This window comes from Bradyrhizobium sp. McL0616 (genome assembly GCF_049993385.1).
GTDB lineage: Bacteria > Pseudomonadota > Alphaproteobacteria > Rhizobiales > Xanthobacteraceae > Bradyrhizobium.
Genome location: NZ_CP188255.1, coordinates 305,758 through 325,158, shown reverse-complemented (window position 1 = coordinate 325,158; position 19,401 = coordinate 305,758). Strand labels below are relative to the sequence as shown.

General features: G+C 59.9%; 13 protein-coding genes and 3 pseudogenes. 8 read left to right on the top strand and 8 right to left on the bottom strand.

The features are described 5' to 3' along the window. Nucleotides 1-56 precede the first annotated feature (56 nt). The 6 genes and pseudogenes from ACPPVR_RS01520 to ACPPVR_RS01495 form a co-directional block, all read right to left on the bottom strand. Nucleotides 57-1,122, bottom strand: a pseudogene (locus ACPPVR_RS01520) (YihY/virulence factor BrkB family protein). A 536-nt stretch (nt 1,123-1,658) separates the two neighbouring features. Next, entirely contained in the window at nt 1,659-2,387 is a 729-nt protein-coding gene (locus tag ACPPVR_RS01515; RefSeq protein ID WP_426612536.1) for a hypothetical protein, read from the bottom strand. Then, nucleotides 2,384-2,800: a phage holin family protein gene (locus ACPPVR_RS01510; protein ID WP_426612535.1), complete on the bottom strand. Its 417-nt coding sequence runs from the start codon at nt 2,798-2,800 to the stop codon at nt 2,384-2,386. Before ACPPVR_RS01510 ends, ACPPVR_RS01515 begins: the two co-directional genes overlap by 4 nt. Continuing rightward, nucleotides 2,797-3,474 carry a hypothetical protein gene (locus ACPPVR_RS01505; protein ID WP_426612534.1) on the bottom strand — a complete coding sequence of 226 codons (678 nt, stop codon included), beginning with the start codon at nt 3,472-3,474 and terminating at the stop codon, nt 2,797-2,799. The genes ACPPVR_RS01510 and ACPPVR_RS01505 overlap by 4 nt, the downstream gene beginning before the upstream one ends. 11 nt (nt 3,475-3,485) lie before the next feature. Next, on the bottom strand, nt 3,486-4,469 hold the full coding sequence (locus ACPPVR_RS01500) for a DUF3618 domain-containing protein (protein WP_426612533.1): 984 nt from the start codon (nt 4,467-4,469) through the stop codon (nt 3,486-3,488). Between the two features lie 506 nt (nt 4,470-4,975). Further along, nucleotides 4,976-5,193 (bottom strand): annotated as a pseudogene (locus ACPPVR_RS01495) (hypothetical protein); the annotation flags it as partial. A 101-nt stretch (nt 5,194-5,294) separates the two neighbouring features. On the opposite strand from ACPPVR_RS01495, the gene ACPPVR_RS01490 reads away from it, so the two are divergent. The 4 genes from ACPPVR_RS01490 to ACPPVR_RS01475 all read left to right on the top strand — a co-directional run bounded on the left by ACPPVR_RS01490 (nt 5,295) and on the right by ACPPVR_RS01475 (nt 9,139). Then, nucleotides 5,295-5,504, top strand: coding sequence for a hypothetical protein (locus tag ACPPVR_RS01490; RefSeq protein ID WP_426612532.1), 210 nt, complete (start codon nt 5,295-5,297; stop codon nt 5,502-5,504). A gap of 140 nt (nt 5,505-5,644) precedes the next feature. Further along, nucleotides 5,645-6,721, top strand: coding sequence for a glycosyltransferase family 4 protein (locus ACPPVR_RS01485; protein WP_426612531.1), 1,077 nt, complete (start codon nt 5,645-5,647; stop codon nt 6,719-6,721). An 87-nt stretch (nt 6,722-6,808) separates the two neighbouring features. Next, on the top strand, nt 6,809-7,729 hold the full coding sequence (locus ACPPVR_RS01480) for a L,D-transpeptidase family protein (RefSeq protein WP_426612530.1): 921 nt from the start codon (nt 6,809-6,811) through the stop codon (nt 7,727-7,729). A gap of 99 nt (nt 7,730-7,828) precedes the next feature. Next, nucleotides 7,829-9,139: an NRAMP family divalent metal transporter gene (locus tag ACPPVR_RS01475; RefSeq protein WP_426612529.1), complete on the top strand. Its 1,311-nt coding sequence runs from the start codon at nt 7,829-7,831 to the stop codon at nt 9,137-9,139. Here ACPPVR_RS01475 and ACPPVR_RS01470 read toward each other — a convergent pair. After that, complete coding sequence (locus ACPPVR_RS01470) at nt 9,136-10,488, bottom strand: carbohydrate porin (RefSeq protein WP_426612528.1); 1,353 nt, start codon at nt 10,486-10,488, stop codon at nt 9,136-9,138. The genes ACPPVR_RS01475 and ACPPVR_RS01470 overlap by 4 nt on opposite strands. Before the next feature lie 1,066 nt (nt 10,489-11,554). Here ACPPVR_RS01470 and ACPPVR_RS01465 point away from each other — a divergent pair. After that, on the top strand, nt 11,555-12,043 hold the full coding sequence (locus ACPPVR_RS01465) for a hypothetical protein (RefSeq protein WP_426612527.1): 489 nt from the start codon (nt 11,555-11,557) through the stop codon (nt 12,041-12,043). A 220-nt stretch (nt 12,044-12,263) separates the two neighbouring features. Further along, nucleotides 12,264-12,750: pseudogene (locus ACPPVR_RS01460) on the top strand (hypothetical protein). Between the two features lie 952 nt (nt 12,751-13,702). Here the strand turns inward: ACPPVR_RS01460 and ACPPVR_RS01455 are convergent. Beyond that, nucleotides 13,703-14,860 carry a SagB family peptide dehydrogenase gene (locus ACPPVR_RS01455; RefSeq protein ID WP_426616303.1) on the bottom strand — a complete coding sequence of 386 codons (1,158 nt, stop codon included), beginning with the start codon at nt 14,858-14,860 and terminating at the stop codon, nt 13,703-13,705. Between the two features lie 296 nt (nt 14,861-15,156). Between ACPPVR_RS01455 and ACPPVR_RS01450 the strand changes: the two genes are divergently transcribed. Both ACPPVR_RS01450 and ACPPVR_RS01445 read left to right on the top strand, forming a co-directional pair. Next, nucleotides 15,157-16,341, top strand: coding sequence for a cytochrome P450 (locus ACPPVR_RS01450; protein ID WP_426612526.1), 1,185 nt, complete (start codon nt 15,157-15,159; stop codon nt 16,339-16,341). Between the two features lie 523 nt (nt 16,342-16,864). Next, nucleotides 16,865-19,081 (top strand): TOMM precursor leader peptide-binding protein, encoded by a 2,217-nt coding sequence (locus ACPPVR_RS01445; protein ID WP_426612525.1) that lies wholly within the window; start codon nt 16,865-16,867, stop codon nt 19,079-19,081. The last annotated feature ends 320 nt before the right edge of the window (nt 19,082-19,401 follow it).

The following is a 19,401-nucleotide window of genomic DNA, read 5'->3' as shown; positions in this document are numbered from 1 at the left end:
CTGGGCGTGTGACCAAGCTGCGTCTGCCCGTGCTACATCTTCCCCGTCATCGCGGGTCAATGTGAAGAGGAGCCGAGGGTGTCCGCTACCCGAGCCACGTTGTCCCAACGGTCTTTCACCGCCCGTCGTGGTGTCGCGCGCGGTCTGATGTTCCATCTCCGCATCGATCTCCGCGCCCAGCAGAATGACGATGGCGGAAATCCACAGCCAGGTCATGAAGCCGATGATGGCACCAAGGGAACCGTAGGTTTCGTTGAACCTGCCGAAGTTTGCCGCGTACCAGGAGAACGCTCCGGAAACCGCGATCCAGAGCAAGGCGGCGATCGCACTGCCCCAGGTGACCCATCGCCAGCGTGCCTTCTCCCGGCTGGGCCCATAGCGATAGATCACCGCGAGCGCGAAGGTAAGGATGAGAAACATCGCCGGCCACCGTCCGATCCGGAGCAGACGGTCGCCTGCGCCGGAAAGGCCGACATAGCTGAGGACGACGGGCAAGGCCACGATGGATCCGAGCGCGGCGATAATGAACACGATGCCACCGAGCGTAAACGTGAGCGAAATGGCGTTGAGCTTGAAGAAACCACGTTTCTCTTCCTCGCCGTGGACGATGTTCAACGTGTCAAACAAAGACTTCATCGCCGCATTTGCGCTCCAAAGCGAAGTCCCAAGGCCAACGGCGAAGGTGAGGCCAAGGGTCTGTGACCCCTTTGACGAGGCCCTTGTGAGTTGCTCGCGTGCGACGTCGATCGCACCTCCGGGCAGAAATCCGCCCAGCTGGTCCAAGTGCCTGGTTATAGTCATTGGATCCGAAACGAGGCCGTACACGGCAACCAGAGCTGCAATCGCCGGGACAATGGCGAGAATGATGTAGTAGGTCATCCCCGCCGCGAGTGCCAAAATGCGGTGCTTGGGGATGTTCGCGTAGACCCTGAAAAGGATGTCCTTCCAGCCCCGGGGCGGTATCTCGGAAGGTGTGGCCGCCTGACGGCCTTTCCCTTGCTCATCAGCCTCTGCTCCAAGGTCTGCCGACGGTACGATCGAAGGACTCTCCGCCTCTGCGCGCGGTGGAAACAGGCGCTCGGCTATGAGTGCCACGCCAATCAACGCCAATGTTGACGCCATTGCGATGCTTGTCGGTTCCCCTCTTGAAGGATGGTTTTTATTCCAGATCGAAGTCATCACGCCCTCGAGCTGTGAGACCTTCATAACCGGCATCGATTTCTGAACGTTCCTAGACAGCGTGCGTCATTCGTGGGCCGAGGGCCAACGCGCACTCCTATAGCGGAGCATAGGCTGCCTGCATGCACCTTTTGCGCGAGGGCACCTGCCCCGTATCAATCCCCTCTAACCAAACGAACGGAGTTTGGAAGTGGCCGTTGCATTTTTCGTAAAGACGCCACCTGATTGCACAGCGCCTATCCGCGACCCGGTCCCGACCGTCGCGGCAAAGCTCCGTCACGCGGAATGCTCGCCCTAAACGATTGCTAGAATCGCGAGGCACAGCAACAATGCGTCTGCCAAGCTCCCAACTATTTGACGGATTCAAAGATTATTCAGATCCGAGGGAAGCACGTGCCTTCACGCACCGGGCGATCGAGGCGGAGGAGAGTCGCCGCGCGTGGGCAGGCGGCGCCTTTCACTCCAGTCCTCAAGCACGATCAGCGCATCGGGGCCTTTTCACGTGCCGCCTGAACTGCGTCCATGCCGGTCTGCTTGATGCGATCCAGAGTCTCGGCCCCGGCATCTGAAACTTCGGCCAACAGCGTGTCGGAGGATTCGCGCAACGCCTGTGAAACGGCACCCGCTCGGGTATTCAGGTCGGCCTTCACATCATCGCTTATCGAACCGACGTACTCGTTCTCGATCTCGGTCGTTCGAAAGGCCCCTGCGACTGCCGCACCGATAGCCAAGCCGACGACGCCAAGCACGAGCGGCTGCTTTTCGAGCGCATCAGTCAGCGACGACCTTGCTTTTGTGACGGCTTCACCGCCCGCGAGCTGGTCCCCCACTTTGGCGAAACCTTCCCGTACCCTCTCTACGCCGTCCTCGAGCCGATCCCTCATCTTATCCGCGGCCCCGGACAAGGCGTCGGATGCCGAGCCCTTGGCGGACTGCAAGGTTTCACCGACATTGAAGGACCCTTCGTGATCCATGTCGGGCGCGGTGGGAGGCGCCGCTGTGCGCTGGAGCACCGATGCAGCACTCGTGCTCACGCCGCCATCGACCGCTCCCGCCGCTGCAGATGCCGTCGACCGAGCCGCACTCTTGATATTCTCATCACCAATCATGAGCCAGAGCGCGCCACCCCCGATAAGGACTGCGGCAAGGGGATTCTCCCGGGCCGCTGCGATCAGATTGTCAAGAAAGCCAGTTTGCGTGCTGCTCATCGGACCATTCCCTTCACAGTGTCCTTGTCCTTTTCCAGCTGTCGGATGGTCTCCCGCGGCGCAAGGTTACGGGCGTCCAGCCGGTTGATGCCGATCGCAAACAGCGCGCCCGCAATGGCCCCGGCGACAATCGCGGACGTCAAGTAGGAAAGCGGCTGCGACCATCCCGCCGAGATCAACGCTGCCGACAATGCGAATAGCGCCATCACGATGGCGGGAATCACCAGAAGGGCCCCGCCGGCAAGGAGCCCTGCTGCTCCCGCCACCTTCTGCAGCTTGTCGCTGAGCTCGGCCTTTGCGAGGTCGATCTCGTTCTGGAACAGCTTCGCGAATTGCCCCATCGTGTCGGCTACCAGTGCCGAGATGGTTCGAAGATCGTTCTGGCTCGTCTTGATATCGTGCTGGATGGTCATGACACGCTGCTGCCCTTGAACGACGACGTTTGCCGCGAATTGTTGCCGGAGGCCGACGAGCCCTGCATGGAGGTTGGTCCGCTTCCGGCGGAAGACGTGGTTCCGCGCCATGGCTCGCCCCGCGTCGAGGACGTCTCATTGCTCGTTCGTGGCGATGAAGACGAGTCACCACCGGAGGCTTTCAAGAAGCGAACCGCAGCAAAGCCTGCGAGCACCGAAATGCCAAGGAAAGCGGCTGGCTGGCGCTTCGCAAAATCAGTCGCGCCGTCGAGGAGAGCGCGGAAGCTGCCGCTGCGGATCTTCTCGGCAGCATCTTCAACATAGTCCGCAGCGGAGTTGATGCCGCGGGCGGCAAAAGGCACGTCGCTCTCGAAAGCTCGAGCCGCTTCCCGGACGTTGCCGGCAAGTCGCTCGACGAACTCGGCCCCAGAGCGCTGCTGCTCGCGTGCATGGCCTTGAATCTGGTCCATGGTCCCCGAAGCCAGGTTCTTGGCCGCGTCTCCCGCTTCTTTGAACTTGTCCTGCGCAACGTCAACCGAGGCCTGGAAGGCGTCGCCTGCACGCTGCTTCACCGTCGCACCGGCCTCCTGCATTTGATCCTTCAGGTTCTTCGGGGTGCCCGCGTCCCGATCTTGGTTCAGATTGGTGCCTCTGCTCAGGTCCAGATCGCTCATGACGGTTTCTTTCACGTGTTGGGGTTGCGGGAGGGATTGAAGGCCGCACCGACGACGTCGTCGGCCGCAGCCTTGAGAGAGTCGGCCATATTCTGAGTCATGCGGCTGGCATGCTCACCGAGATCGGCCTCGGTAGCGCTCCTTGTCGCGGCGTCGGCTGCCGATATTGCGGCGTCTTTTGCCGCCTCAAATCCGGACTGAGCGGCGTCGGTGGCGGCGCGCTTCACATCATCGCTGGCCTGGCCCATCGCCTTGGCCTCGGCCCTGGTCGCCGGCAGAGCGGCCGCGATGATAGCTCCGATCGCTACGCCAAGACCGCCGATCAGGGCGGCATTGTCGCTGATGATCGCGCGGGCTTGCTCAGGTGCTCTCCCGGCCGCTTCCCTTGCTGCGGAGGCACTGTCCTTTGCCGCATCCATACCGCTTTTGACTTTCTCTCCAATCGTATCGGCAGCCTGGGCGGCCCGTGCGCGCAAGCCGTCCGCAAGGCCGGCAGTCGCATCTTGCGCCTCATTGGCCATGCTGGCGGCCTGAGTCCCCGCTGAAGATAGTTGATCCTCGAGATTGCCTTGCATGGTGCGGGCTCGCCCCGCCATGTCCTCGAAAACCTGCCCCGCCTTGTCCATCGCAGGCCCGGAAACCTCGGCCGCGCGGTCTCTCACAGTCTTCGAGGTGAGCGCCAAACCGGCACCGATCATCAATAGCGGCAGGGGGACGCCGCGCGCCAAGCGAAGAAGTGGTACGGCCACGGCCGTCCCGGCGGCAACCGCGCGCATAGGGTTGTCCATGATCTGCTGCTTCAGTCCGTCAGCCCAGCTCTTCGTCGTCTGGCTGACGTAGTCGGACACTTCCGACTTGATGTGCTGCGGCGATACCTTGTGGCGGATGTCCTCAGCCGTCTCCGAGACTTGCTCCTTCAGCCGATCGACCGTAGCGGCCAGCTCAGCGCGACTATGCTCGGACTCACGCCTCAATTCCTCCACGGATCGCGTCATCACACCCTCTTTCAGCTTTTCGGATTTCTTGGTGATCGAACTCACGCTTTCTTGAATCGTTCCAACTTGGAGGGGATGCCGGTGAAAGAGCCCACGGGCATGGGCGACGGCGCGACCTAACTCTGCGCCATCACCGAACTGAAGCTCTCGGGAGTTGCTCGCAGCAGCGACGAACCGAACGCAATCCACTGCAGACGAGCATAGACCTCGATCCACTAGGCGAAAGCCAGCGCTTGGACCTCCGCCTTTGTTCCTCTTGTGCGGCGCAGGTGTCGGCTTCGTGCGAGACCCGACTTAGCAGTCGCATGGCTAGTGCACGACCGACGGCCGGCACGGAAGGAACATCAATATCGCTTCGCCTTGCGAGGTTAGCGAGCACCTTGGCAGCAGCGGGGCTCAACATCCAATAGGGTCTCATGTGCCTGGTGCGCCTCCCGGCGTTCCTGAGCTAACCCTGGCCTCCATCTGAAGAGGAATTCGCGAGCGCAGGAGCTCTTTAGATCCGCAGGCGAACGTTCCGGACAGGTATCGCCGACTGAAGCAAGCACCTCGAGGATTTCCAGCATGGCTTGATCTGGGGACAGGAAGGCGGCGGTTCTTGCCTTGCAATTTCCAATGCGCGCTCAGAGGCGTGCGGATCAGCCCGGTCTTGCATCCAAACCAGCTCCTCACACTCCCGGATGGCGCCGGCTTCCTGCAGCACTGAGATCGCCCAGCACCGCAGTGTCCACGCTCACTGGGCTTAAGATTTTCGGGAAAAAGTGGAAACCTCCGCTCGGGCGACGAGTTGCCGTCTCACGATGTCAATTTTGTTGGACCGGGAACATGGTCGACGAAGCCCCGCTGGGGCTAGCGGTGGATATAGTTTGGTCCCTCTACCTGGCGAAGCATCGCGACGTGGATGCCGCGGACAGCCGGCGTTGTCTGCTGCAGCGTCATCTTCAGGAAAGATGGGAAGCGCGCGTCAGCGAGGTCGAAGAACTGACCGGATTCGGCCTGGCCTACTTGAACCGTCTCCCCAAGGACGGATGTTGAGGCTTATGGTGAAGCTCGTCAGGCAACTGGTGGGAAGCACTGCGAGGCCGGACTGGACGCTGTTGATCATCTCCGAGCTCGTTTCGGCTGCCATCATGCTGATCCTCCGATCGATGTTTCCAGTCTAGAGGATCGGCAAGATGCGTATCGCTCAGCTTGCCCCCCTCGCCGAAAGCGTTCCCCCAAAGCTGTACGGCGGCACCGAGCGGGTCGTGGCGTGGTTGGTGGACGAGTTGGTAGAGCTCGGTCACGACGTCACACTATTCGCGAGCGGCGATTCCAGGACGAAAGGCAAACTTCATCCCGTGTGGCCACGCGCGCTGCGCCTCGGGCGCAAGGGCGTGGACCCCAATGCGGCTTGTGCCGTGCTGCTGGAGGCCGTCGCCAGGCGCGCGAAAGACTTCGACGTGATCCACGCACACATCGATTGGTTGCCGCTTCCGCTGCTCAGCCGGCTCGGCGTGCCCTTCCTGACCACCATGCATGGTCGGCTAGACCTCCCCGGCCTGGCGGACGTGGTGCGCGAGTTTCCCGGCGCGGGCTTCGTCTCGATATCCGAGCACCAGCGCGTGCCGCTTCCGGAGGCGAATTGGATCGCCACGATCCAGCACGGGCTGCCTTCGCACCTCTTCCACGCGTCTTTCGATGAGGGATCCTATCTCGCCTTCCTCGGTCGCCTCACGGCGGAGAAAGGCCCCGAGGACGCGATCCGGATCGCGCGGTCGGTCGGGAAGCCGCTGCGCATCGCCGCTAAGATCCCTCGCGCCGAGACCGGATACTTCAAGAAGAAACTGGAGCCGCACATTGATGGTCGAACGGTTCAGCTTGTGGGGGAAGTCGACGATGCGAAAAAGCAACCGTTCCTCGCCAACGCCGCGGCCCTGCTGTTCCCGATCGATTGGCCAGAGCCGTTCGGTCTCGTCATGATCGAGGCGATGGCTTGCGGAACGCCCGTTATTGCCTACCGATCCGGATCTGTGCCGGACGTCGTTGAGGACGGCGTGACGGGTTTCATCGTCGAGAACGAAGATCAGGCGGCGAGGGCGGTGGGCGAGCTCGGCCGACTGGACAGGAGGACCGTCCGCGCCCGCTTCGAGGAACGTTTCTCGGCGAGGCGCATGGCGCGAGAGTACGAACGCGCCTACCGCGACCTGATCGTCGATCCAGGCGTGACCGAAGCAGGCCTTTACCGGGGTGCTCAGCCATCGATGACATGAAAGGATTCCGCGATGTGGTGCCAAAAGGCGAAACACATAATTGTGCTCCTGGCCGTGATGGCCGGTCCGGCGGCGCGGTGCGCCGAAATGGGCGCGGCTGCTATCGATGCCGCCGAACCGTCGAAGAAAACCTTGTCGAACGAGAAGCCGACGCCGGCGGGGGTTCGGCTACAAGTCCTGCTCGACCGGGCCCACTTTTCACCAGGCAAGATCGACGGCAGATTCGGCGAGAACGCGAAGAAGGCCCTACGCGCCTTCGCGGAGGCGCGGCAATTGCCGAGCTCGGACGTTCCGACCGAGGACGTCTGGAACGCCCTGCGCGCAGACGATCAGCGTGTCACGGCGAACTACACGATCGCCGAGCAAGATGTTGCTGGACCTTTCCTGAGCAAGATCCCGTCGAAGATGGAGGAAATGAAAGACTTGCCGAAGCTAGGTTATACTAGCGCGCGAGAAGGGTTGGCCGAGAAGTTTCACATGAGCGAGCAACTGCTGACCGCGCTCAATCCCGGGCAGCGCTTCCAGCGCGCTGGCGACAGCATCATCGTATTGGATACCGGCGTCCCAGAGACCGGCGCTTCGTTGAGGGCGGACAGGGTCGAGGTCGACAAGAGCCGGCAGACGGTGAAGCTATTCGACAAGTCCAACGCGCTTATTGGCTTCTATCCGGCAACGGTCGGGAGCGAGGAGAAGCCGTCGCCGTCTGGCACTCTGAAGGTGACCGAGGTCGACCGCAATCCGACCTATCGCTACAATCCGGACTACCACTTCAAGGGGGTTCGATCCCGAAAACCTTTCACCATCAAGCCCGGTCCCAACAACCCGGTAGGAACAGTGTGGATCAACCTCACCGCCGAGGGATACGGCATTCACGGCACCCCGTCGCCCGGGAAGGTCTCGAAGGCGGAATCCCATGGCTGCGTCCGTCTGACGAACTGGGATGCGGAGCGCGTTGCTGCGAGCGTCGCGAAGGGCACTCCGGTCGCCTTCGTCGACGGCTCACGATGACCGCCGACAGAACGACTTCCGCCGGTCAGGCCGGCGAGTTTTATTGAGCTACAGAGTTGGAGCGGGCTGTTTACCGCGAGCCATTGGAGGAGGATCGGAATGGATGCGGCCGTCGAACCGAAGGTTCAGAAGCGAAGGACATTCCGCATCCGGAACTTCCTGTCCACGTTGGGTCCCGGTCTCATCACCGGGGCGTCCGACGACGACCCGTCCGGAATTGGCACCTATAGTCAGGCCGGTGCGCAGCTCGGCTTCGGCGTCGGCTGGACCATGCTGCTCTCATACCCGCTCATGGCTGCGATCCAGGAGATTTCGGGGCGGATAGGGCGGGTAACCGGTCACGGCATCGCCGGCAACGTCTGCCGAAACTTCGGCGCCGTCTACGTCTGGAGCTTGGTAGGGCTGCTGTTCGCCGCCAACACGATCAACATCGCCGCCGACCTCGGGGCCATGGCGGACGCCCTCAAGCTGCTGATCGGCGGACCCGGCATCGCCTACGTGGTCCTGTTCGGAACCTTGTCGGTCCTTGCCCAGATCTTCTTCGACTACGACCGGTACGTATCGGTGCTGAAGTGGTTGACGCTTAGCCTGTTCGCCTACGTGATAGCGCTCGCCGTCGTGAAGGTGCCTTGGGCCGAGGCGCTGAAGGGAATTCTGATTCCCCGCGTGAGTTGGGATGCCGCGTTTCTCACGACACTCGTCGCCATTCTGGGCACGACGATATCGCCTTATCTCTTCGTCTGGCAGTCGTCGCAGGAAGCCGAGGAGCAGCGAATCGACCCTGAGAAGAAGCCTTTGAAGAAGGATTCGTCCGACGCGCCGGCAGAATTCCGACGGATTCGTCTGGACACGATGATCGGCATGGCCTTTTCCAACCTGATCGCCCTCTCTATCATTATAACGACCGCGGCGACGCTTCACGCCCAAGGCAAGACCGATATCGAAAGTTCGGCGCAGGCCGCCGAGGCCTTGAAGCCGATCGCGGGTCCTTTCGCGGAGCTCATCTTCGCGCTCGGAATCGTCGGCACCGGGCTTTTGGCCATTCCGGTGCTTGCCGGGTCTACCGCCTACGCCATCGGCGAGGGCCGTCGCTGGAAGGTCGGTCTTTCGCGGAAGCCGAAGGAGGCCATCGCATTCTATAGCGTGCTGGCTCTCTCCGGCCTGTGCGGAATCGGGCTCAACTTCACCCCGATTGATCCGATCAAAGCCCTCTACTGGAGCGCTGTGGTCAACGGGGTGCTCGCCGCGCCCGTGATGGTCCTCCTGATGGTGCTCGTCCGGCGACCGAAAGTCATGGGCAAGCTTGTCGTCACCGGGCCCCTGTACTGGCTGGGCTGGGCCGCGACCGCCGCGATGGCTCTCTGCATCGTGGGCATGGTCGCCACGATGTTCATGGGCTCGTCGTCTTAGAACTTGAGCGTCGTCCTGAGACCGAACACCGAAGCGTTCTTGAGAGCCTTCCCCGCCAGCGGGCCAACGGGCAACGTCGCTCCGCCGCCGGGATGGACGATGTACTGGAAGTTCGGCTGCACCGTCCATCCGTCCCTGATCTGATACTGGTAGACAGCCGTCAGCAAACCTTCGAAACTTCGGATCGGCCAATTGGGATTCGCTAACGTGCGGTAGTCGGCGTCGAGGGTTTGCGCGCGCTTGGAGACATGAGCATAACCCGCGGCGATCCCGAATTTGTCGTCGGGCCGGTCGTCGCGAAGCCCGATGAACTCGAGGCCGGCATCGGCATAGAGATCGATCAGGTTGCGATCAGGGGGCGCGCCGGCGGCTCTTGCGAACACACCGATTCCACGATCGTCGCTGTGAGGCACGCGGTAGATCTGTTGCTCGAAGACCGCCCAACCACCGATGTCTCCCGCCAGCAATAGAGGCTCGCCGCTGCTACCGGAAGCGGCGAGCGAGACACCGTTCGACGCGAGCCTCTGGTCCGCGAAGGAGCCGAAGTGCCGCCAGCCGCCAAACTTGATCTGGCCGGTCAGGTTGGGATCGCCCTTCTTGTTGTTCCAGGCGTACTGGATCTGACCTAAAAGCAACGGCGGATCGTTGATGCGGAAATTCACGCCGTAGCGATTGCGCTCCTGCGGGTCGCCCGATCCGGGTCCGGCCTGGTCGCCGTCGAAGATACCACCCAGAAGGGAAAGCTGGTCGGTCACGTTGACCAGCAGCCTTGCGCCCATAGCCGCCAAAGGTGGCGACGGTCCGCCGCTAGGCAGATTTAACGAGGTGATGGCCGGCCAACCCATCGAGGCGTTGGTGAACACGTCCGTGTACTTGGTGTTGAAGAATTCGCTGTCCGCGGCGAGCTGGCCTAATTTCAGCGAGACCTGCTTCGCGCCCCACTGCTTCTCGAAATAGGCTTCGTACAGACGGGTCGACGGCAGAGCCTCGATCCCGCTAACGACGAAGAAGTTCTGCAGGTTGCTGCGCGAAAGCCCGTCGCCATGGATCTGGAACATGTTGGCGTGAAAGGTGAGCTTGTCGATTCCAATCAACTTCTGCAGATCGACGTCGACGGCGAGGTTCAGGCGGCCTTCGTAGATAGCGCTCTGCTTCAATCCTCCGGACGCGTTGCCGAGCGCCTCGCCGATGTAGGTCGCCGCAAATTTCACGCCGTAGCTCTGCAGCGGATTGGGAAGAAGGCCAAGGGTCTTCTCTTCAACCGTGCTCTCCCCCGTGTCGGGATCGGCAGGTTTGTCGTCGTCGGTCTTCTTATCCTCCTGCCCAAGGGCATTGGTCGCAAGGAGCAAAACAACCGACATTGAAAGCGCCGCTTGCCGATATGCCCTCCTTGGCCGAGACACGGGAACTCCTTATGCTGGAAGCTTCAGGGCTTGCCTGATCTTGAAGCCCAAGTCCACTGACTCACGGGGGCGAGTTCTCCGCGGCGGTTGACAAATGAAGTGCGCCTTCGATGCGCACGAGGTGTCACCTGAAAACTTCCAGCAGGCCGGGCGCCAAACTTCCTCGCAAGCTCCGACCATGTGGCGCCTGCGCCCGGTAGACGACGGCCGGCTACAAGGTGTGTTCGTTCATCGACTCCGCAGTGTTTGCAGGCCCGCGTCGAAAACACGGAACTCGCGTCCGGGCTGCCGGAGCATCTCGGTACTCTGACAGCTCCGTCGATGCCCTGTTCGCCTATCGGCATGGCTGATAGCTTTGTCAGGCCAGGGCGCGTCCAACGATGCGAAGGGCCAGCCCCCTAGCATGCGGTGGCCCTGAGATCCGCGTTAGTTGCACGCCCGTTCCGGGCCTACGCTGAGGCGACCCCCGTTGCCGTGCTTGGAAAAAGCGATCGGACTACTTTTTCTGCTCGGTGGTAGTCGGGGTGCCGTCGCGCGCGTCCCGTCGCTCGTCGCGTCCTGTGCGCCGCTCTTGACGCCGCTCCGTGCGTCCGGTGCGGCGCTCCTGGCGTCGTTCTGTTCGACCGCTACGCCGTTCCTGACGGCGCTCCGTGCCCGACTTCGGCACGTCTGCGGGTGGCGTCGTGGGCGCGGCCGGCGCCGCACTGGTCTGAGCTTCAACCTCTGACACCGCCAGAATTGCAGGCGAGGCCACAAGGCCAAGCACCGCTGCGTATCCAAAGAATGTGAGTGCGTTGCGACGACAGACCTGTTTCGGTTCCGAGCGTTCACACATCTACGGCTCCCGGTTTGCTGCCCCGGAGCAGGGCACCTGAACCCAGGGCCAGTGCTTGATCTATGTCAACCGGGAATATGACCGAGCTGAGGGTCTGCTCCGTTCTACATCTTCCCGATCGTCGCGGAACGGGATTGATCCCCAACGCGTTCGTCACTCCAAATGGGAGTTGTTCGAATGGCAACAAGCGCGGGCGCATTCTTTGCTGGCATTGGTACGACCTTCGTGATTTTGGCAGTCGGCTTCGGTGGTGGGTTACTGGCGGCCAAGTCGGCCCTGAATGAGCCAAACGGGTTCCAGCGCCATTCGACCAGCGAGATACCGGCCGCTGTGCGTGTTGTCCTGCCCAGTTCGGCGGAAGCCGCCCCGAAGCCTGCGGAGCTTCCCAGACAACAGACATCACTTCCTGAGCCTGTGACACAGCTTGCTTCAGAACCTGCAAAGCCAGTGAAGTTACAGGTCGATGATCAGGTCGAGAAGGCGGACGCCCGAAAGGTTGAAGCAGAAGCGCGAGACCGCAAGCGCCGTTACGCCGAGCGCAAGGCAAAGCGTGCGGCGGAAACCCGTGCTCGGCGAGAGCAGCAGCGTGTGCCACAGCAGGAAGCGCCGGTCATGGCGTTTGGCGGTGAGAACTCATCGCGTTACGGCGGATGGTCCGGCAACTAGCTGCGAGCTGTCGCCCCGTCTTTCGCCGCGATAGCGTTACGCTGCTTTTTCCCGTTCACGGTTGCGGTGGTGCAGCCGCGGTTCGCCGAGAGGACGATCTCCGCTCGAATCCGACGGGAGGCGATAGGTTTAGACGTTGTTTTCGAATTGCCGGAACATCGCCTTGGAACGTACAACGGCTTGCCGCCTTCTCCTCCTACCAAAGGTGTGGAGATGGCGGATGAACCGCTTGGGAAATGCGATCCAACGGACGGGCTCAGTCGTGTTGCTGCTCTTCGTAGCTTCGACGTCGGGCGCGCCGGCGCAGCCTGTGAGATGGACGACCTACACCATCCCGGAGACCGGCACATCCGTCGACTTTCCTGCCTCCCATCTTCATCGAAGAGGCGGATCGACCCGACGGACGCGGAGAGCGCTTCCGAACGGCCGACGGCCGAGCCGATTTCACGATCCAGGCTGCGCCGAATATCTCCAACGATTCGCCGGCTGTCTTTCTAGCGAAGAAGCATCCACCTTCGCGCATTCAGTACAAGCGCGTAACGTCGAGATTTTTCGCAGTTTCTAGCGACAAGGTCTTCTATGATCGGTGCAATTTTTCGGCCCGGATGATCCATTGCGTGCTGATCAACTATCCGGCTAGGGAAGAGCACGATTGGGACGAGATCGTCACTCGTATCAGTTTGTCGCTGCGTAGCAACAGAGGCTAGTCGGGAATTCCGCTCGCTAACCATCGCCATCCTCCGGTCAAAAAATTCAATCGGGATCTTGAACTTCTTCCTAGCTTTTAAACTTTTGCGTCGCCGGTGGCGGGCCGATGCCTTCAGGGTCCCGCGAATGAGACGAGCCAGGCGGGATTCAGAGCCTGCTCTGGAGGTCGACCGTCAGCTTCGACAGCCTTTTCGATGTTCTTGACGAGGTTCAGCGGAGCGCCAAAACGAGCTATCCTATCCTATCGTGTAGCATCGAACGTCCGGACGAGAACCACTCCGATTTCGGTCACTCCGCGACGTCTCTAGTCCCTACCGATCCTGCGAGCAACGACGCAACCTGCGATCGGCCAACAGTCACCGCCACCTCCGTCAAGCAAAGTGACACCTCAGCTGAGACAATTACGACGGGGTCACCCTCGGCGCCGATCGAGGATCGAACCTTACGCCGAATAATACGCAGCAGAAGTCCAGTCGAACCCAATTTCTCCGCTCTCGATCTCAAAGCAGACCTGAAGGACCCTACCCCTCTCAAGGTCAGGGTGGACCACAAACTGACGTTGAACTTGAACTAAAATTACCGTTTCGGATCAAAACCGGGGAGCTCAGGGGGAGGGCTATGGGCCAACAGGTCGAAGCCATGCAGCTACGCATGTCTTCACCGCATCACACGAGGCGGTTACGGTATTCCAAGCCCTTTTGGCGAGAAGTGCTTCTTGGCATAATTTTTGACGGACGCGCTGTAGCTGCAACGTCGGCCCGGCAACGGCGGTAACTACACTCCTGGTTCTTCGCGAACCTGAATGTGCATTACTTCGCGACCAGCGTGGTGCTTGCGTGGCGATCTTGAGTTGGACTCACTCGGCCTTTTCTGATTTTCTGATAGCAATGGAAAAGGTTAGGCATTGTGGGCGATACTATTCACAGCATCGGCAAGCGCGTTTCCGCGATTTTAGTCGAGCGAACCTAGCATCAGCTCGCCGACAGAGGTTTCAGTGTGTGGGTTCTCGCCTATTAACTCGGAAAAAAGAACGGAGTCCCCACAACCCAATGGGCATGTAGCCAGCCTCATCGCTGCAGCCGCCATCATTGCGGTTTGAAACACAGCGCCAACCTCTTTCAAGATTAGGCTGTAGCTGAGGTCCCCATAGGACCGTCGAACGTGACTGTAACGGGCGGCCAGGACGAGGAGGACTTGCGGTCGTTGGTCAACATTTGCGGCGCTAGCAGCGTCAGCAAGCAATTTATCTAGTCTATGTCCCGGCTCGGCTGCGAAGATAAGCTCATGAACGGCCGAGTCGTAGGAGTAGAAGCCTGGCCGAACACCGCGACAGCGATGCACCGCGAGGTAGGCTTTCAACGGATAGCAAGCACCTCCACTAGGGTAGGGGCGACGCCCGCTTCGCTCGCAAAGCGTGCGAAACAGGAACTCCGAGAGCTGCGCCGATGTGAGCGGCACAGACCCATGACGCCTCACGGATTGCCGACGCTCGGACACCAACGCGTACGGAGGGTCCGTGGTGAGAAGCCTGGGCAGATCGGGGCGCTCTAGGGCGAGCCGGTGTATGCTCTGAGCACTTGCCTCCCGTGCGGATTGAGCAACTATTTCTCCTTCAGGATTGATCTTACCAAGCGCAGCTCGCGCATACCCCCAGCGTGTGCGCGTATGGAAACGTAGGTCATGGCCCGACCACCCCTCCTGTTCAGTGGTTTCGAGAAGCCAGCACCGGCTCATAAGAGCAAGGACCGCCAGAATTGCTTCCTTGCAAATTTCAGTGGTCGCAGCCGCCATTTGGCTCGCGTGTCGCCCAACCGCTAAATCATACAGGAGTGGAAGGAGACTGCGTTCATGAAATGTCATTCTAGCCCAGGAGCCAGGAGCCTCGAGGGTTATGATTTTCCCCTCCGCGCGTGCGTACGCATGTGGCGAAAGTCTGAGCGGCTCTTCGAGCAGGCCTTCCAACGTGACGGCGGGCGGCGGGCGCAGCGGAACACACGACGCGAGCCGTCTCCCCCGACTGCTAAGACTTCTTACGAGCAGCCCGAGGCGATCCAAGCGGAAGAGCAGTGCATCCCGGCCAGTCGTGGTGCTACCTTCAGATTCATCCATTCGAGCTTGGCCGTCGAGCTGGGTCTCGCTACTACCGCATCCGGCGAGCAGCTCGATTGTCCTGAGATCGTCCCCCGCCTCGATCCAGATTTGGCTCCTGGCGGTGCGAAGGAATGCTCCCCCGCGGCGCGGGTCGACTTTTACGTCGGGCGCGAGTGCGTAGGTCCACAGTATTTTCTTGGAGGTCATGGGCCAATGGCTAATTTTGCAGGGAGGGGTAACTGATGGCCGCGCCACCACCGGGCCCTGTGGGCGAGCACTTAGGTAGACTCAACTACAAGGCTTGGAAGAGGGACATGTTCGGTTTCTTGACAGCTCTTGGCAAGCAATACGGAGATGTCGTCGCATTCGATCTCGGACGCTCGCCGTGTATCCTGGTCAATGGAGCCCCCCAAGTTCGCGAGCTTTTTTTTGACCGCGAAACGTGCCTCCGGAAACCGGAGTTCGTCAAGGACTCCAATCGAGGCTATTGGGGAGACGGACTTACCACGCTCGAGGGGGCGGACTGGGAGGCCCGCCGTTGGGTCCTTCGGCCCTCCTTCGGGGCGAGATCCGTCTCGCTTTCGCTGTCCCTGGTGGCCCAGTTCACAGCGGACCTGCTCAAAGTATGGGCTCCCGGTTCGAAGGCCGACTTGGTGAAAGGATTGCGCATCCTCACGGCCCGACTTGCTGCGCGTGTCGTGTTGGACGCTGAGTTAGAAGGCTACGGACCTGAGGAGGGGCGCTCTGGTGTGCTTCCTTTGGAGGAAGCGTACGGAGAGGATTACGCGAGCACACCCGGCGGCGATCCAACGGCTCCTTTGGTCATGATACGCCCTCGAGCGCCACGCCGGATGGACGCAACGATTCGCATCATCGATGACCGCATCGCTAGTGGTGAACAGCGGGGGGATATCCTTTCGGATCTGGTTCGCGCTCGATATCCCGACGGTGAACGTCTCACCCGTGACGAAATCGTGGGGGAAACTATGCAGTTGCTTTACGCCGGGCATCTCACGATCCCCACCAGCTTGATAAATTTCTGGCACGACATCGCCGCTAATGACATCGCGACCAGAATTGCCGCCGAGGCAGAACACCTTTGCGCGACTCATGTCCGATTGTCAGCTGAACTCTCTCGATCCTACTGCGTCGCGGCAATGAAGGAGAGCATGCGACTACATCCACCGGCTCCGCTTCTCTACCGAGAGGTCGAGAATGCTTTCGAACTCGGTGGCTTCGAGTTTGCTCGCGATACCGCTGTCTGGGTAAGCCCGCAATTGCTCCACAACGACGCTCGCTACTTTCAGCGACCGCATCAGTTTCTTCCCGAACGCTTCATGGAAGCGCGTCCTGCCGTCACGTGCGGTTTAATCTACCTACCATTTGGAGCCGGCCGACGCGCATGCGTCGGTAATCAGCTCGCGGTCCAACAAATGAGCCTCATCACTCTCCTCTTGGCAAGGCGATTTAAGATAGATTCAATCACAGCTTGCGGCTAGGTTTTCGAGCGCATCGCGCGGCAATATAACGCTTGACGTGTAAGGTAATTTGGCAACTTAATATTGGATACTTCTAAACTGGATCGTGAACATCAGCCCTTGCGGCCAGGTGCGAGGCTAATGTTCTCGCTTGACTCCCCTTTACGTGCCGACATTTGGCTCGACCCGGATGAGAAGCAAGGTTTACTATTTGCAGTTTGCATACCGATAAACGGCGCCTAACGGCGACGATGCAATCCTTCAATAGGGGTCCATCGATGGCAAACCTAACCAAAGATGATTGGGAAAAAATCCATGCAAAAGCATGGAGAGATCCGGACTTTAGGTATCTATTGGAAACGGATCCCACAGCGGCCATTAAGAGCTGGGCTTGCGAAAACAATCTGACTATCGACAAGATTGTTGATTTGTCTGATTGGATCCACGACGACGAATTCGATTTCAATCATGGTCCACCATCATGTTGCTAATCGGTTGAATTTGCATGGACGACGTGACCTCGCGCCCTCGGCTGAAGGCCAGCGTGGAGCCGATCGTCGTTTCGGGTGATGGGCTGTTTTTGTTGTCAGAGGGCGGTCACGCTTGGATGCCCAGCCCCGTCTATGCTGCGCTTGCACCCTTGTTAGACGGCACCCACACAATTGAAGATATCTTTACGGCGATCTCCGATATCTATCCAATACAGCAGGTATTCGGGGCGCTTGATCGACTTCGAACCGGAGGGTATCTCGCCGAGGATGCCGCCGATCTGGCCCGTCCTGCAAAGGCATTCTGGGAGCATTTCGGGGTACTCCCCTCGGTGTCGCACGCTCGACTGGAACGCGCGCGTGTTTCAATAGAGGCTCTCGGCGACACCGACATCGACTTCCTGGCAACCCTTCTGAAGCGCCATGGTGTGACGGTCGCGCCTGATGGTGATCTCACAGTGGTTGTGACCGACGACTATCTGCGGCCAGGCCTCGAGAAACGGAACATAAAATCACTTGCCGACAAAAAACCCTGGCTACTCCTGAAGCCCGTGGGCATGCAGACATGGAATGGGCCAGCCTTCGTGCCGGGACAGACCGGCTGCTGGGAATGCCTTGCTCAGCGGCTCCGCGGACATCGCAGACTCGAGAGATACATCGTACAGCGAAAGGGCGCAGATGCGCCAATGAGTGCCCTTCCCGCCTTCCTTCCATCGTCGCAGCATGCAGCACTCGCTGAAGCAGCAACCGAAATAGTCCGCTGGATCGCTACCAAGCAATCGAGTCTTCTGGACCGCGTAGTGTCAACGAGCGTAGCCACATTAGAACGAGTCTTTCATCCCCTTACGCGGCGTCCCCAATGTCCTGCATGCGGCACACCCGATCCGGACCATGACTTTCGACCAATACGCCTGCGCGAGCGCAGCAAGGTCCTCTGGTCCGACGGTGGGCATCGCGCTTGCGAGCCTGGAAAGACGATGAAAGATCTTGAGCGACACTTGAGTCCGATCACAGGCATCGTGAGCAGAATCGTGCCTGGAGAGCGGACCGGCGAGGCTTGCAAGGATGAGAGTTGTGTCACGCCCACGTTCGCGACCGACCACAACTTCTCTGACATGCATGATGAGCGCTTCTTCCTCCGTGAAGGGCTGCGCCTGCGGTCGGGCGGCAAAGGCAAGAGCGTCGAGCAAGCGCGCATGAGCGCATTGGCCGAATCATTAGAGCGGTACTGCGGCGTCTTCGACGGGACCGAACCGAGGGTCCGCGCCTCGTTCGCGAGCCTTGGCAAAGCGGCCATACATCCGAATGCTTGTATGGGCTATAGCGAACGGCAATACGCGGAGCGGGAGTCGAACAACCGGAGAGGACACAAAGCCCATTGGGTGCCCCAACCATTTCAGGAGGATGTTGAGATCGAGTGGAGTTCGCTTTGGTCGTTGACGGCCGAAGCCATGCGTTATCTGCCAACGTCCCTTTGCTACTATGGATACCTCAGCACGGATCCCGTGTTTGCCCGAGGCGATTCAAATGGATGCGCCGCCGGGTCTGTCTTCGAAGAGGCCGTACTTCAGGGTATCCTAGAATTGGTTGAGCGGGACGCTGTAGCCATTTGGTGGTACAATCGTCTACGACGGCCTGCGGTTGACCTCGAGAGTGTTGATGATCCCTACGTTCCGCTGATCACGAATCACTATCGCAAGCTACGACGTGACATTTGGGTACTCGACGTCACGAATGACTTGAGAATACCGACTTTCGTTGCGATATCGAGACGTGTCGACACCGCTGAAGAAGATATCATCTATGGGTTCGGCGCGCATCTCGATCCTGGAATAGCTTTGACACGGGCGTTGACGGAGATGAACCAGTCACTCGAGGCCGTCCCCACCGTGACCGACCGTTCCTATCGGGGAAGTAAGGATTCTGTCTATTGGTGGCGAACAGTAAAGGCGGCGGACTCGCCCTACTTAATGCCGAGCTTAGAAACAGGACCACTCCGTCCCCGCGACTTCAAGAACCTCGCGTCAGATGATCTTTATGAGGACATCATCACGTGCAAGAAATTGTTAGCGGCCGCAGGCATCGAAATTTTGGTCCTTGACCAAACGAGGCCCGACGTCGGTCTACCCGTGGTACGCGTAGTTGCGCCAGGACTTCGGCATATCTGGGCTCGCTTCGGGGCGGGCCGGTTATATGACGTTCCTGCGCGGGAAGGTTGGCTCTCCCGGCCACTCGCTGAGGAAGAGTTGAATTCGTTCGTCATACAATTCTAGGATACGCAACAGTGGGAAGTCTTTCTCAAGCGTTGTGTCAGATCGCAAGATGTCTAGCGGAGGCAGAAAGATAATGTACCCCAAACAGGAGTAGCGATCCATGACGAGGCGTAGTGAATTTGACTATGCAATTCCGTACGATATTTTTGTGGGCTTCTGGACCGGCATATCTACCACGTTTAGTCCCAAAGGTGAGTTTTGTAAGTCGTGGGCGAACAACGTCGCCATATACTGGAAGGCGCCGTACACACTTCTGCATTTCCGACAGGACCCACTAGAGGATTCAATAAAACAAGCACTTAGTCTCCCCTCGGCTACTC